Source organism: Brevibacillus choshinensis, assembly GCF_016811915.1.
GTDB lineage: Bacteria > Bacillota > Bacilli > Brevibacillales > Brevibacillaceae > Brevibacillus > Brevibacillus choshinensis_A.
In genome coordinates, this window is sequence record NZ_CP069127.1 from 3,883,311 (window position 1) to 3,896,794 (window position 13,484).

The 13,484-nt window shown below is 52.3% G+C and carries 13 protein-coding genes; 3 read left to right on the forward strand and 10 right to left on the reverse strand.

Going from position 1 to position 13,484, the window contains the following annotated elements:
- Nucleotides 1-52: 52 nt before the first annotated feature.
- Together JNE38_RS19515 and JNE38_RS19520 are read right to left on the reverse strand one after the other, a co-directional pair.
- A complete protein-coding gene (locus JNE38_RS19515; protein ID WP_203255276.1) occupies nucleotides 53-1,312 on the reverse strand; it encodes an adenosylhomocysteinase in 1,260 nt (419 codons plus the stop codon).
- Between the two features lie 175 nt (nucleotides 1,313-1,487).
- Nucleotides 1,488-2,417 (reverse strand): LysR family transcriptional regulator, encoded by a 930-nt coding sequence (locus JNE38_RS19520; RefSeq protein ID WP_203255277.1) that lies wholly within the window; start codon nucleotides 2,415-2,417, stop codon nucleotides 1,488-1,490.
- Nucleotides 2,418-2,545: 128 nt separating this feature from the next.
- Between JNE38_RS19520 and JNE38_RS19525 the strand changes: the two genes are divergently transcribed.
- The 3 genes from JNE38_RS19525 (at nucleotide 2,546) to JNE38_RS19535 (ending at nucleotide 5,894) form a co-directional block, all read left to right on the forward strand.
- Nucleotides 2,546-3,826: an APC family permease gene (locus tag JNE38_RS19525; RefSeq protein ID WP_203255278.1), complete on the forward strand. Its 1,281-nt coding sequence runs from the start codon at nucleotides 2,546-2,548 to the stop codon at nucleotides 3,824-3,826.
- 158 nt (nucleotides 3,827-3,984) lie between these two features.
- Nucleotides 3,985-4,686 carry a FadR/GntR family transcriptional regulator gene (locus JNE38_RS19530; protein ID WP_203255279.1) on the forward strand — a complete coding sequence of 234 codons (702 nt, stop codon included), beginning with the start codon at nucleotides 3,985-3,987 and terminating at the stop codon, nucleotides 4,684-4,686.
- Nucleotides 4,683-5,894, forward strand: coding sequence for a CynX/NimT family MFS transporter (locus tag JNE38_RS19535; protein WP_203255280.1), 1,212 nt, complete (start codon nucleotides 4,683-4,685; stop codon nucleotides 5,892-5,894). Before JNE38_RS19530 ends, JNE38_RS19535 begins: the two co-directional genes overlap by 4 nt.
- A 74-nt stretch (nucleotides 5,895-5,968) precedes the next feature.
- Here the strand turns inward: JNE38_RS19535 and JNE38_RS19540 are convergent, their stop codons facing one another.
- The 8 genes from JNE38_RS19540 to JNE38_RS19570 all read right to left on the reverse strand — a co-directional run bounded on the left by JNE38_RS19540 (nucleotide 5,969) and on the right by JNE38_RS19570 (nucleotide 13,472).
- Nucleotides 5,969-7,009 carry an S-layer homology domain-containing protein gene (locus JNE38_RS19540; protein ID WP_238933381.1) on the reverse strand — a complete coding sequence of 347 codons (1,041 nt, stop codon included), beginning with the start codon at nucleotides 7,007-7,009 and terminating at the stop codon, nucleotides 5,969-5,971.
- Between the two features lie 188 nt (nucleotides 7,010-7,197).
- Nucleotides 7,198-8,820 (reverse strand): bacillithiol biosynthesis cysteine-adding enzyme BshC, encoded by a 1,623-nt coding sequence (bshC, locus tag JNE38_RS19545; protein ID WP_203255281.1) that lies wholly within the window; start codon nucleotides 8,818-8,820, stop codon nucleotides 7,198-7,200.
- A 55-nt stretch (nucleotides 8,821-8,875) separates the two neighbouring features.
- Nucleotides 8,876-9,148 (reverse strand): cupin domain-containing protein, encoded by a 273-nt coding sequence (locus JNE38_RS30735; RefSeq protein WP_238933382.1) that lies wholly within the window; start codon nucleotides 9,146-9,148, stop codon nucleotides 8,876-8,878.
- Nucleotides 9,132-9,560 carry a helix-turn-helix domain-containing protein gene (locus tag JNE38_RS30740; protein ID WP_238933383.1) on the reverse strand — a complete coding sequence of 143 codons (429 nt, stop codon included), beginning with the start codon at nucleotides 9,558-9,560 and terminating at the stop codon, nucleotides 9,132-9,134. The genes JNE38_RS30735 and JNE38_RS30740 overlap by 17 nt, the downstream gene beginning before the upstream one ends.
- 52 nt (nucleotides 9,561-9,612) lie before the next feature.
- Nucleotides 9,613-10,011, reverse strand: a complete 399-nt coding sequence (locus JNE38_RS19555) for a DUF3397 domain-containing protein (protein WP_203255282.1) — start codon at nucleotides 10,009-10,011, stop codon at nucleotides 9,613-9,615.
- Complete coding sequence (locus JNE38_RS19560) at nucleotides 10,008-10,973, reverse strand: ketopantoate reductase family protein (protein WP_203255283.1); 966 nt, start codon at nucleotides 10,971-10,973, stop codon at nucleotides 10,008-10,010. The genes JNE38_RS19555 and JNE38_RS19560 overlap by 4 nt, the downstream gene beginning before the upstream one ends.
- A gap of 171 nt (nucleotides 10,974-11,144) precedes the next feature.
- Complete coding sequence (locus tag JNE38_RS19565) at nucleotides 11,145-12,683, reverse strand: acyl-CoA carboxylase subunit beta (RefSeq protein ID WP_203255284.1); 1,539 nt, start codon at nucleotides 12,681-12,683, stop codon at nucleotides 11,145-11,147.
- Nucleotides 12,684-12,698: 15 nt separating this feature from the next.
- A complete protein-coding gene (locus JNE38_RS19570; RefSeq protein ID WP_203357650.1) occupies nucleotides 12,699-13,472 on the reverse strand; it encodes an enoyl-CoA hydratase-related protein in 774 nt (257 codons plus the stop codon).
- Between the last annotated feature and the right edge of the window lie 12 nt (nucleotides 13,473-13,484).

The following is a 13,484-nucleotide window of genomic DNA, read 5'->3' on the forward strand; positions in this document are numbered from 1 at the left end:
AAGCAGGATTTTTTCGTTTATTTTTTTTCCGGGAAAGGACGGTTTTCGCGGTCTATTCGACCCAGCTGTCCAGGTACGCTTTTTGTTCGTCGGTCAATTTGTCGATGCCGATTCCAAGCGCTTCCAGTTTGTATTGTGCCACCATCGCATCCAGCTCGTACGGCACATTCAGAACTTGCTTCCCGATTGCTTTGTATTGCTCGTTCACATAAGCCAAGGAAACGGCTTGCAGGGCAAACGTCATATCCATGATTTCAGCAGGGTGACCGTCGCCAGCAGCCAGGTTAACCAGGCGGCCTTCTGCCAGGAGGTACACTTTTCGACCATCTGCCATGACAAATTCTTCGATGTCTTTGCGCACGATTCGGCGGGATGTCGACAAAGCTTCGAGTTCCACTTTGTTTACTTCGACATCAAAGTGGCCAGCATTGGACAGGATCGCACCATCTTTCATGACTTCAAAGTGCTCTTTGCGGATCACGTCGCGGTTTCCGGTAACCGTCACAAAGTAGTCGCCGTGTTTTGCCGCTTCGCTCATCGGCATGACTTCAAAGCCGTCCATGTATGCTTCTACCGCTTTGATCGCGTCGATCTCGGTAACGATGACTTTCGCTCCCAGACCTTTTGCACGCATAGCTACACCCTTACCGCACCAGCCGTATCCAACCACGACAACGGTTTTTCCGGCTACTACCAGGTTTGTTGTGCGGTTGATGCCATCCCATACGGATTGGCCAGTACCGTAGCGGTTGTCAAACAAGTATTTGCAGAACGCATCGTTTACGGCGACCATCGGGAATTCCAGCTTGCCTTCTTTTTCCAAAGCTTTCAAGCGCAGAATGCCGGTTGTCGTTTCTTCTGCCCCGCCACGAACTTGGGAGAGCAGGTCGCGACGCTCGCTGTGGAGGATCGTTACCAGATCGCCGCCGTCATCGATGATCAGGTCAGGACGGGTTTCCAAGGTTTTGATCATGTGCTCTTTGTATTCAGCAGGATCCGGGTTGTACTTCGCGAATACGCGGATGCCATCTTCCACGAGCGCTGCGCACACATCATCCTGTGTAGACAGCGGATTGGAGCCTGTAATGGTTACTTCTGCGCCGCCCGCTTGCACGACTTTCGCCAAGTAAGCTGTTTTAGCTTCCAGGTGAAGGGAGATCGCCACTTTCAGACCAGCAAACGGCTGCTCTTTTTCAAAGCGCTCACGGATGCGGTTTAGCACAGGCATGTGCTCTTTTACCCAGTCAATTTTCAGATGGCCGTTGTGAGCCAACGCCATATCTTTTACGATGCTTTCAGAAACCATGTTCATGTACGGATGGACCTCCTTCATCTTTAGAAAAACTTGGCATACACCCAAGTCCTCATTGCGAAAGCCTTATTTTTTCTTGTACTTTCATCTTCTTTCTCGGAATGAGAAAGTACAGAAAAACCACTCAGACTTCATCATATCATACGCAAGTACAACCATCATCTGTTTTTCCTGTTCAACCCATATTCTCTACATTTTGAGCCTTCCATTCCTTATTTTTTTCGTAATTGTCGTTTGTCAGCAGCTCCAAAAAATGGAGCAGGGCTTGCGACATCCACTTCTTTTTATGATAAATCAGCTGTCGATAAACGCGTACTTCCGGATGGGAGAAGGGCAAAATGGCCAGCGTTCCGTTTTTTGCTTCCTCCGCGACCGCAATGTAGGGAACGAGCGCAATGCCGAGCCCGTAGGCGACACACTGCTTGATCGCTTCGAGGCTGCCGAACTCCAGAGCCATGTCGATCGTCGCCTCCGCATCTCGCAAGACCGCTTCCATCATCGATCGATAGCTGCAGCCCGCCTCGGTGAAAATCCAGCTTTCTCCAGAAAAGTCTTTCGCCTCGACTCTCTTCTTTTTCGTCAATGGATGATGGGGCGCGGCGACAACCACCACTTTTTCTTCGCCGAGATTGACGCTGGTCAGGTCAGGGTGATCCTGCAGCCAATCGAGTACGAACGCAAAATCGTACTTGCCTTCCTTAACTCCCAGACGCAGATCATGGCAGATGCCGGGATGCAGCTGCATCCGCATCCGCGGATGTTCTCTGCGGAACTTTTGCAAATGCGGCGGCAAATAAAAAGCCGCCAACGACTCTACCGTCCCGATGCTGAGCGTCCCAGCCATTTGCGCTTGCTCGGACAGATTGCCTTTGGCTTCCTCCAGAATCGCCAGGACCTGATCACTGTATGCCAAGAGCGACTCTCCGGCGTGCGTTAGCCTGATTTTTCTTCCCCACCGCTCAAAGAGAGTGACCCCAAACTCCGTCTCCAAATTCTGAATCTGCGTCGTCACACTGGATTGCGCATATCCCAACACTTCCGCCGCTCTGGTAAAGCTTTGGCATTTGGCCACCTCACGAAAAGTCTGCAGATAGCGGGTATCCATTCTCCCATCCCCTTTTCAATCGTTTTTTCCGATTTCCTTTATCTAATATTATAGATAACTCCGATCATTAAGTCTATGCTACACTACCCCTATCACATTATTTGCTTGCATAAAGAGAGGGATTTTTCATGGGGAAAATAACAGCTCGGCCGCATGGTCTTCACAAAACCTTGGGATTGCCGCAAATCGTCGCCTTATACGTAGGGGCAGTAATCGGATCGGGTGTTTTGCTCATCCCCGGACTGGCTGCTGAAAAAGCGGGGCCCGCTTCCATCCTGGCTTGGCTCCTGATGTCCATCCTGGTCGTTCCGATGGCCATTACGATGGGGCTGTTGTCCGCCCGCTATCCTAGCGCGGGAGGCGTGTCTACGTTTGTGCGAAATGCGTACGGCGATCGGTTCGGGAATATGGTGGGCTGGTTTTTTCTCTTATCCGTGCCGATGGGTGCTCCGATCTTGAGTGTAACCGGAGCCAATTATCTCGCTGTCCTGATGAACTGGGGCGATACCCAGACGTATGCTGCAGCTGCCCTCATTCTCATTACGGTTCTGTCCATGAATGTACTCGGCATGCATGTCGCAGCGCGTGTCCAAACAGTTGTCGTATCTTTGATCATTACCATATTAATACTCGCTGTAGTGGCTGCCATGCCGCATGCTTCTACCGCCAGCTTTGTGCCTTTTGCACCTAACGGCTGGCTCAGTGTCATACAGGCTGCCGGCTTGCTGTTTTGGTGTTTTATCGGCTGGGAGGCTGTGACCCATTTGTCGGAAGAGTTTGTGGATCCCGCCAAAAATGCCGTCCGCGGAGTCCTTTGGAGTGCGGGTATTGTCGCTCTTCTCTACTTTTCCGTAGCCTTCATGACGGTGGCTACGCACAGTTACGGCATCGGTATCTCGGCCGCTTCTCTGAGCGTCATGATCCAGCTGACGCTTGGCCCCGTCGGCGGATGGATCGTCGCGGTTACCGCCCTGTTCATTTGCATCGCGGCAGCCAATGCGTACGTCGGAGCAGCATCAAGGATTGCGTACGCTCTCGCGCAGGAGGGTGTCGCGCCTCGCTGGTTTGGGATCCTGCACCCCAAATACCGCACCCCAGTCGGAGGACTTCTCTTTTTAGCCATTTGCTTCACGGTGGTCCTCGGCATCCTGTATTTCGGCTGGATTGATCTGTCCCGACTCATCGAACTGCCAAACGCCTCCTTTATCGCCACTTACATCGGCGGATGTTTGGCAGGGGTTCGACTCCTCCGCGACAGCAGGATCGGACGGATCGCATCCTGGACTTCCCTGCTTTTCACCATGGGTCTTTACCCGTTTCTCGGATGGTCCGCACTCTACCCCGTCGTGATTGTCGGAATCTCTCTCTTATGGGAGCGCCGCAAGAGTGCAACAGCTGCCAAAGGATAATAAGGAAGGCAGGTCCACCCCTTTCATGAGGAGGTGCCTGTCTTTTTTATTTCAAGGAACGGGAAAAAAGCAGCCTACAGTTTACTTGTTGTCATAACCAGCTTCTATCTGCTAGAATTGGCGCAATACCAATCATCCGATGTTTGGAGGTTTACGATATGTCTTTGCAAAAAACGGTTCGTTCCTCGCTGGTCAAACAGATCGTCGAGCAACTGGCCAAGCGGATTGAAGCCGGCGATTGGAAGGTAGGCGAACGCATACCTCCTGAGCCCGAGCTCGTAGAGCAGCTCGGCGTCAGTCGCAACACTCTGCGAGAAGCCGTCCAGGCGTTGACTCATACAGGAATGCTCGAGGCGCGCCAAGGAGACGGCACGTACGTCCGCTCTTCCAGTGAATTCGGCGCTGCCATGCATCGCCGTCTGCAACGGTCTGCGGTCATGGAAATCTTGGAGGTGCGGTACGGACTTGAGCGAGAGGTGGCCCGTCTGGCTGCACAGCGGCGCACGATGGAGGATTTGATCCATATTCGCGAGAAGCTGGAGTATGCCTATCGCGTGTGCAAGGATCCCAAATCGTATACAGAAGCCGACGTAGCCTTTCATATGGCCATCGTGGAAGCAACCAAAAACAGTGTCATGATCGATCTGTACAAGCACATGACAGAATCGGTTCTCTACTCCGTAACGAGTACGCTGGATATTTCCGGCCTCAAGGACACACAGTACAAAACCCATGCCGAGCTGGTAGAAGCGATCGCAAACCAAGATTGCGATTCGGCAGAAACGGCTGTGAGCAAAATGATTGAGGCCAGCAAATCGGCCTTAGCCCAGTTGATTCAGGAAGGAGGCAGCCCATCATGACTAATCCCGTACTCGCTGCCGCAAAGACAAAGGCGGAGCCGGTCACTCCGAACCCTCTTCTCATCATCGCGGGGATCATTCTCATTACGTTTGCCATGCGCTCACCCTTGACCTCCGTTGGCCCTCTCGTCGGAGACATACGGGCTGATCTCGGGCTCTCTAATGGAATGTCGGGGATGTTGACCACTGTTCCACTGCTCGCATTTGCCTTGTTTTCTCCCATGATCCCATCCCTCGGTTACCGCTTCGGCGTGGAACGAACCTTGTTTGCCGGACTTTTGATCCTGCTGATCGGAATTCCCCTGCGCTCGACCGGGATGATCTTCACCCTGTTTGCAGGGACAGCGCTGATTGGAGCTGGCATCGCGATATTCAACGTCCTGCTGCCTGGTTTGGTCAAACAACGCTTTCCCCAAAAAGCCGGACTCATGACCAGCGTGTATACCACCGCCATGTCTTTATGCGCAGCGCTGGCCTCAGGGGTAAGCATCCCGCTTGCTCATGGGGCAGCGTTTGGCTGGAAGGGCTCCCTCGCTTTCTGGACCATCATGGTCGTCGTCGCTCTCGTCTGCTGGATTCCGCAGCTGCGTGCACAAGCGAATACCACTGTGGCAGCTGCATCAAAGCCATCCACAAACAAGCTGTGGCGCTCAGCGCTTGCTTGGCAAGTCACCTTTTTCATGGGCCTGCAATCCTTTATCTTTTACTGCACCATATCTTGGCTGCCCGCCATTTTGCAGCAGCACGGCGTCGATCTCGCGACGGCAGGCTGGCTTTTGTCTCTCGTGCAGGTAATCAGTCTTCCTGCCAGCTTCTTCGCTCCTGTCCTGGCTGGTCGATTCACTGATCAACGCCTCATGACAGTCGTCATCGGAACCATCTCCGTCCTTGGGTTTGCCGGCCTGCTCATGGGTGGAGATCTCCCCTTGATGCTCAGCAGCCTGTTCCTTTTGGGAATTGCGCAAGGGGCCAGCATCAGCCTCGCTCTCACCTTGATCGTGATCCGTGCTTCCCACGTTCAGGAGGCAGCCAAATTGTCAGGCATGGCGCAGTCCGTCGGTTATTTGCTGGCAGCCATCGGTCCCATGTTCATCGGGTTTCTCTTTGATCTGACGCACTCTTGGACCATTCCTATATGGACGCTGATCATCGTCAGTATCTTGATGATCGGCTCCGGTCTAGGTGCAGGACGCAATCGGACCGTATGAGACTCCTGCGGATCGTAAAAAGGCGTGCCCACTTGTGGCTCGCCTTTTCTTTTGCTTCTATTCATCTTTTCCAATCAATCGGAACGTTTTGCCATCGGCGGACGACAGGTAAAAGGTCTTATCGACGCTCCCCCCAGCTCACCGGAGTAATATTGCACGGTCATCCGATATTTGCTGCTGCCGATTTTCGCGTAATAGGTCAACTCATTGAAACGCGGGAAGCGAATATAATCGTATACCTCGTATTGCATAAACGAAAAGTGCTCACGTAGGAACGATTCCGTCACGGGCGATTCATTCTTTTTCACATAAGCAAGCAGCTCGTCATAGCGACGAATTTTCTCCTTATCCATCACATTCCCAATGAACGTAGAGACAGCTTGTGCCATCGCTTTTTTCTCAGCGTCCGTGACCGCCCCCGGATACAGCTCCAGGATTTGTTTCTCCAGACGATTCAAAAGCACGACAGCCTGTGCCCGGCTGATTTTCTCTGCAGGACGGAAGGTTCCGTCCGGAAATCCCGCCATGATCCCCATTTTGTAAGCAGGGTAGGCAATCATTACCTGTGATTCGTTATCGGTAGAAAGATCTGAAAAAAAACGAGCTTTCGTTCCCCGGTATTTTTCGCCCTCTGACTGATGCCCCAAAGCTGCCAGCAGGATCCTAGTAGCCTCCAGGCGCGTCATCGGATCAGTCGGCTTACCCGTCGGCATGATTCCTGCTGCAGCCAGATGCGTGTATGTTTTTTCGGACCAGCGCCCCGCTGCTTTCGATAAATACGAGTCTCGAATAAAGGCATCGGGTTCATGACCCGGAAAGGATGGCAGCACCCGCTCGATCAATGACAAAAATTGCTCTTGTGTGACGGTTTGTTCCGGTTGAAAGCTCCCATCTGGAAAGCCTTGGATCAACCCGCTTTTCGCTGCCGTCGCAATCTCTTTTGCCGCCCAATGGCCTGTCGTGTCTGTGAACGAAACGGTAGTCGGTACTTCCCCTTCTCGTGCGTCCGCCTGCTGAACACCCAAACCGCAAGTGGCTGTGCCCGTTATGACAAAGGTCAGGGCGAGCGCCATCGCAGCAGATTTTTTTCTCCATTGTCGCAAATAGTCCTGCATCTAAGTGACCACCTTTCTACCACGCACTTGCCTTATTCGTATGACGCAAAATTTGTCGGAAATGTTTCGGCATATTCGCAAGAAATGATTTCCAGCAATCAAACCAAATCTGGGGGAACAAGGAAAAAGCCAAACGATCGACATTCCCCCGATCATTTGGCTTTCGACATTTTTGCTTTCTTTTCCTGTCAAACGTAATAAATCTGATGAGTACCGTCATGGGCAAAAGGAGCTTCGACCAGACGATCCAGAAGTCCCAAGCCATATTTGTTGGCAAACGGCAAAAACGTGAGCTTTCTTTCCTGCAAGCCACCCTCTGGCAGGAGGAACGCCTCGATACGGCGCAAACGCGTGTGCGCAACATCGTCTCGCTGCTGAAGTGCGCGAACCAGGCGCTTTTCAAGAAACGCTACCTGGGCAAGTAACAGCTCGGCATTTTTGTCCGCCAGATGCCGCAATCCTGCGTCCAGTCGTACCACCTCTTCTACCAGTGGACGATACGCCGTCTGAATGGTCTCACGTGCCTGGGCGAATTGCTGTTGCAAGGGATGAGGTTCTTGCCGCTCCATCCACTCTTCCTTCCAGGTCCCAAATCGCGTCAAAACATCCTCGACAGTAAGCTCAAACTCCTCCAGAAGCCTTTCTTTTGCCCCCTCCATCAACGTGATGGACATCCGCGGCAGCACGATTGGCATCCGCATTCCAAACAGCTCGAAGACCTCCCGATAATACGCCCAATACGCGACTTCGCCCGGTCCTCCGATGAAAGCGAGGGAAGGGAAAAGATGCTCTTGCATCAAACCGCGCGTCACGACATTCGCACTGAAGCGCTCCGGATGCTCTGCTGCTAATTTCAACAGCTCCTCACGACTGTAGGCGGCTTTTCGGTTCACAAAGCGGTCTTTTTGCCGCTCCAACAGCAATCGGTCTTTTCCTTCGTACAAAAAGAGGTTCGCCTGGTGCTCTTCTACCTGCAGCTGCAAAGGATAACCCGCCGTAGCAATGCGATCCGCTGCCTTCAGCAAAAGATCCGCGATTTGCTCGTTCTTTTCGATCACCGTGTGGAAAATCGGGCTTTCCAGCTCTCTTACAAACGGCAGTGAAGATTCCACCAAAATCAGTCCATGCTTGCCAAACAGCTGCGCCATCAGGCGAGCGAACCACTCTGCAACATTTTCTGATGCAGCGGCTGTCGTTTCGACCAGCTCGCGAATCGACGCTGTTTCCCCTGTCTCCGTTTGTCCGTGGAAAAACTGCGCGAGAAACTGTTGACAGGCTTCCTCGTCCAACGGCAGACTGCTGGCAGACATGCGTCCTTTTTTATTCAAGTTCAGCCGTTCCTTGTGCAGGCGAGTCTCTCTGTCAGCCAGCCAATAGACGTGGTCGATTTCATCGATGTCGTGGTCTTCTCCTGCGATCCAGAAGACTGGCACGACATTCACATTCAGTTCCTGGGACAGCTTTTTAGCCGATTGAATCAAATGAATCGCTTTGTGGATGGTATAAAGAGGCCCAGTCAATACGCCTGCCTGCTGTCCGCCGATGACGACATACGTATCCGGACGTCTGAGCAGCTCAATCTGACTCAGCGCCTCCTCCTTATTCCCGATCTTTTTATTATACGTATATAAGCCTTCCGTCAACTTTTCCCGATGCTGGATGCTACGACCGCGAAGCCACTCCAAACGTTCCTGATACGCCTGCATCTCATATGGATGATAAGCAAAAAATTGCAGCGCGGAAGCATTCCCCTGCTGGTATTCGTGCGCCAGCCGATTCGCCAACGGAAGCGCTAGACATTCAACATTCATGCAAGCTCACCTTTCTTAGGGCCATGGTCACTGCAAATTATACCATGCTCCTCTCCTACAAAAAACAAGACAACCCGCATTTATGGGTTGTCAAAGTGTAGGGACGAGTTTTTCCGACCGAATCGGATCGGAAAACCTTCGCTGGATCTATACTCTCATGCGCGTGTTGACCATTCGAAGTCGCTTTAAAATTGTGGGGGGTAACGGTCCAGATGAGCAAAGCTTCATCCTCACCGGTATTTTCAACCGAATGATTCTTGCTGCTGTCGAAAGAGATGCTATCTCCTTGCTCCAGCAAGTGCTCCTCATCATTAAACCGAGCAGTCACTTTGCCGGTGACGACAGTGAAGCATTCTTCCCCTCAGACTGGACAAATTTGTCCACCACCATTTCACCTGGTGCGAGGCGAACCTCCAGCATGCCGAGCTTTGCGCTTCCCCCATCGAAAGCAGCGAGTACGTGCCTGTCGATTCAGGAAAAACCAATTGACGACGTTTTTGCAAGCGAGTCACGTGCACCTGTTTCTGATCGATATCTTCAAAAAAATGAATGATGGGTGATTCCAGCGCTTTGGTAATTTTCCACAGGGAATCCAGTGACGGCTGTGAAATTCCGCGCTCTACCTGACTGAGCAGCCCTTTACTGAGTCCTGTCTTGCTGGCCATGATCTCCAGAGTAAAGCCGCGCTCTTTCCGAATCATTCTAATCTTATGGCCGATGGTCTCGATGGGAAGTCGCATAGTTCCAACCTTCTTTCTTATCGGAATAAATACGATATGTATCAACAGCGCTCTATACGACACCCATCGTCTTGACTATACCGGTCGTAAACAGCACTATGTAGACAATTCCAAACCAGAGAAACGACAGACGCCATGCAGAAAATCCAACCTTTTTCAGGGAAAGCCTTCCTCTAAACTTCACTTGTACCCATCCGAGCAAAGCGATCGTGACGAGGAAGAAGCAAACCACCCACCACCAGGCTGACAACGCCTGCGGCCAGATGACACTATAAGCGGCTACGACTGAACGAATCAACAAAAAATTCGTGATATTCACCGCCCAACGGCCCGCCAAACGCTTGTCCCGCTTCCATCCATACACAATCAGAAAAGCAAGCGGAAAACCGAGAAATGGCACAACCGTCAGCGTACCCCAAAAATAGGCCCAGACATTTGCGAGCATGGTCATTTCCTGTCGCCCCCCTCCTTCCCTATTCCCACGTCTGTTTTCAGAAGAACCAGGCGGAGCAGCACGTCATGCAAAGGGGTGGGAATCCCGGCTTCTCGCCCTCTTTTGACGAGGTAACCGTTGATTGCTTCCACTTCCGTTTGCTTCTGCCGCTTCACATCCTGCAGCATGGAGGAAAGATTTCGGGAAGTATTTCGGCATATGGTGACAATTTCCTGCCAATCTGTCTCCTTCATTTTTTGTCCGTGTGCAGATGCGACTGCAGATGCTTCTAAAAAGAGCTCTCGCATTAGCTGCAACGTTTGCGGATTCTCGAGGAGCGCACCATTGGGGATGTCAAAAAGTGCCGTCAAAGGGTTAATCAATGCGTTTGCCATGAGCTTGCGCCAAGCGTAGGGCTTGATCGATGCTTCGAGCTGAGCGTTCACGCCTGCCTCCTGCAAGGCATCCACGAATGCCTGCATCACAGCATCGGCTTGCATTCCACTCTCCCAAGGACCCATCCGCAAAAGGCCGCTGCCCGTATGCATCACTTCTGTCGCAGACAACCTTCTCGCCCCTTCTGTATTGATCGCGAAAAAGCATTGTCGCTGCGGCAAAATTTGTGCGAGCAGCTCCTGATGCCCCATACCGTTTTGCAAGGCAACCACTCGTGCTTTCGCAGGCAGATCCTTCAGCGGCGGTAATAAGTCAGGCAAATCTGTCTGTTTTACACTCAACAAGTAAACATCAGCATGGGGGAGCCCCATCTCAATGGGCTGGGCAACAATCGATACGACAGACTTTTCTCCATCCAGCTGCTGATAGCAGAGCCCATTTTGCATCAATTGATTTGATTGGAGTGAACTGCGCGTGACGATCGTAACCGCCTGTCCACTTCTAGCGAGCCTAGCCGCATACAGCAGCCCGACAGAGCCGCCGCCAACCACAACGATTTGCAAAGTGTCCTTTTCAAGCTGCATTTGTTCACCTACATTAATCAATACTTATTTTAAAGAATAACAGAGTTTAGGAGATTGTTCAATTGATTGGCGCAAAAAAGATCGGAATTGTCGAAAAATTTTTTCTGAAAATCCGTTTCATGAAACAAAAAGACTGCCTCCCACAGAAGGGAAGACAGTCTATGTGACTCTTTACACTGGATATACCGGATGCTTTCGGTCGGAAAATTGTTGTCTTTTTCCTTTGTACACTTCATAGCGCTGGATCAATTCCTTGCGCAGATCACTCGGCGGAATGATCGCATCCACAATCAGATTGGAAGCCAACAGGTAGAGGTCGATATCTTCCTGATATTCCTTGCGCTTCTCCAAGATGAAATTTTGACGCTCCTGCGGGTCTTCGATGGCTTGAATTTTGTTGCTGTACACTGCATTTACAGCCGCTTCCGGACCCATTACGGCGATCTGAGCTCCCGGCAGCGCCAGGCAGGCATCCGGCTCAAATGCAGAGCTTGCCATGGCATACAAGCCTGCTCCATACGCTTTGCGGACGATGACGGAAATCTTGGGAACAGTGGCCTCTGCCATCGCCGAGATCATTTTCGCTCCATGTCGGATGATTCCAGCTCTCTCCACCGCAGTCCCAATCATGAAGCCAGGTACGTCAGCCAGGAACAATAGCGGGATCTGAAACGCATCGCATAGGGTAATGAAACGCGCCGCTTTGTCAGCCGAATCGACGAACAGCACCCCGCCTTTTACTCGCGGCTGGTTGGCTATGATTCCCACCGGCTTGCCGTCGAGGCGAGCAAGTCCGGTAATCAGCTCCTGCGCGAACAGCTTCTTCATTTCGTAGAAGGAGCCTTCGTCCACCAATGCTGCAATCAGATCATGCATGTTGAATGCCGCATTTTGGTTTTCCGGCACGATGGCGGAGATTTCTTTGGCTGTCTCTATTGGAGCCTTGGCTCCTGCCACTGGCGGCTCCACGGTGTAATTCGCGGGGAAGAAGCCCAGATAACGGCGAGCAGACTGGATCGCTTCCTCTTCATTGGCTGCAAGCACATCCCCGCACCCGCTGACAGAGCAGTGCATGCGCGCGCCGCCGAGCTCCTCCAGCGTCACCTTTTCCCCGATGACCATTTCAGCCATGCGCGGGGAGCCGAGGTACATGCTCGCATTCTTGTCGACCATGATGACGATATCGCAAAACGCAGGAATGTATGCCCCACCCGCTGCGGATGGCCCAAACAGAATGCACACCTGCGGGATTTTCCCCGATAGCTTTACCTGGTTGTAAAAAATTCGCCCCGCGCCGCGTCGTCCCGGGAACATCTCCAGCTGATCCGTAATGCGAGCACCAGCCGAGTCCACCAGATAAATCAACGGAACACGCATTTTTTCGGCCGTTTCCTGAATGCGGATGATTTTTTCTACAGTTCGCGAGCCCCAGGATCCTGCTTTGACTGTCGAATCATTTGCCATCACGCAAACCGTCTGTCCATGGATTTTTCCGATTGCCGTCACGACGCCGTCTGCTGGCAAATCGCCTGCCATCACATTCGCGAACAAGCCATCCTCGACCATGAATTCGCCGTCGAACAAGAGCTTCAGCCGATCCCTTACAAACAGCTTGTTTTGCTCTTTCAGCTTCTCATGGTATTTGGCGTCGCCCCCCTTTTCCACCTGGGCGATTTTTTCACGCAGCGTCTCTTCCCATTGCTTGCTCATAGGCGTCCCCCTTGTTCACTCTCCGCGATATGCCGGTTTTCGTTTTTGTTGAAATGCTTCCAGACCTTCCAATCGGTCTTTGGTGGGTATAAGCAGCTGGTAGGCATTGCTCTCCACTTGCAAGCCGGAAGCCAGATCCACTTCCAGTCCGCAATCGATGGCGAATTTAGCCTGTGCCAGCGCGAGAGGTGCATTGGCAGCGATCTCCTCTGCCAGCTCGTACGCATTTTCCATCAGCTTTTCAGCAGCCACGACCCGATTGACCAGCCCGATTCTCCAAGCTTCATCCGGAAGAACACGCCGGGCGCTGAAAATCAGTTCCTTGGCGATTCCTTTTCCCACCAGGCGCGGCAATCTCTGCGTCCCTCCAGCGCCTGGAATGATTCCCAGCGCAGTCTCCGTCAGACCCATCTGGGCATTCTCGCTCATGATGCGAAGATCGCAAGCCAGGGCAAGCTCGGTACCTCCGCCAAGCGCCAAGCCATTGATTGCCGCAATCACCGGCTTTGGCAGCTTCTCCAGCTCCGTAAAGGTATCCCGAATGGTGCGGATATACACCTGTACCTGCTGGGGAGACATGTTCCTGCGCTCTTTGAGGTCCGCTCCCGTGCAAAATGCCTTGTCGCCTGATCCAGTCACAATCACTGCGCGAATGTCCCGGTCCAGCGCAATATCGGCGATCCGTCCACGCAGCGTCACGAGCGTATCCAGATTGAGGCAGTTGAAAACGTCTGGCCTTTCTAATGTAAGGACACCAACGAAGCCTTCTTTTCGCAGTGTAACGGTCATCATTCACCCTCC

Bases quoted from the DNA above. Each gene is read 5' to 3' on its own strand.
- JNE38_RS19555 (WP_203255282.1), bottom strand. From the start codon at position 10,011: ATGACCATGCTCGCAAATGTCTGGGCCTATTTTTGGGGTACGCTGACG.
- JNE38_RS19530 (WP_203255279.1), top strand. From the start codon at position 3,985: ATGTCTTTGCAAAAAACGGTTCGTTCCTCGCTGGTCAAACAGATCGTC.
- JNE38_RS19525 (WP_203255278.1), top strand. From the start codon at position 2,546: ATGGGGAAAATAACAGCTCGGCCGCATGGTCTTCACAAAACCTTGGGA.
- JNE38_RS19540 (WP_238933381.1), bottom strand. From the start codon at position 7,009: ATGCAGGACTATTTGCGACAATGGAGAAAAAAATCTGCTGCGATGGCG.
- bshC (WP_203255281.1), bottom strand. From the start codon at position 8,820: ATGAATGTTGAATGTCTAGCGCTTCCGTTGGCGAATCGGCTGGCGCAC.
- JNE38_RS19565 (WP_203255284.1), bottom strand. From the start codon at position 12,683: ATGAGCAAGCAATGGGAAGAGACGCTGCGTGAAAAAATCGCCCAGGTG.
- JNE38_RS30740 (WP_238933383.1), bottom strand. From the start codon at position 9,560: ATGCGACTTCCCATCGAGACCATCGGCCATAAGATTAGAATGATTCGG.
- JNE38_RS19560 (WP_203255283.1), bottom strand. From the start codon at position 10,973: ATGCAGCTTGAAAAGGACACTTTGCAAATCGTTGTGGTTGGCGGCGGC.
- JNE38_RS19520 (WP_203255277.1), bottom strand. From the start codon at position 2,417: ATGGATACCCGCTATCTGCAGACTTTTCGTGAGGTGGCCAAATGCCAA.
- JNE38_RS19570 (WP_203357650.1), bottom strand. From the start codon at position 13,472: ATGACCGTTACACTGCGAAAAGAAGGCTTCGTTGGTGTCCTTACATTA.
- JNE38_RS19535 (WP_203255280.1), top strand. From the start codon at position 4,683: ATGACTAATCCCGTACTCGCTGCCGCAAAGACAAAGGCGGAGCCGGTC.
- JNE38_RS19515 (WP_203255276.1), bottom strand. From the start codon at position 1,312: ATGAACATGGTTTCTGAAAGCATCGTAAAAGATATGGCGTTGGCTCAC.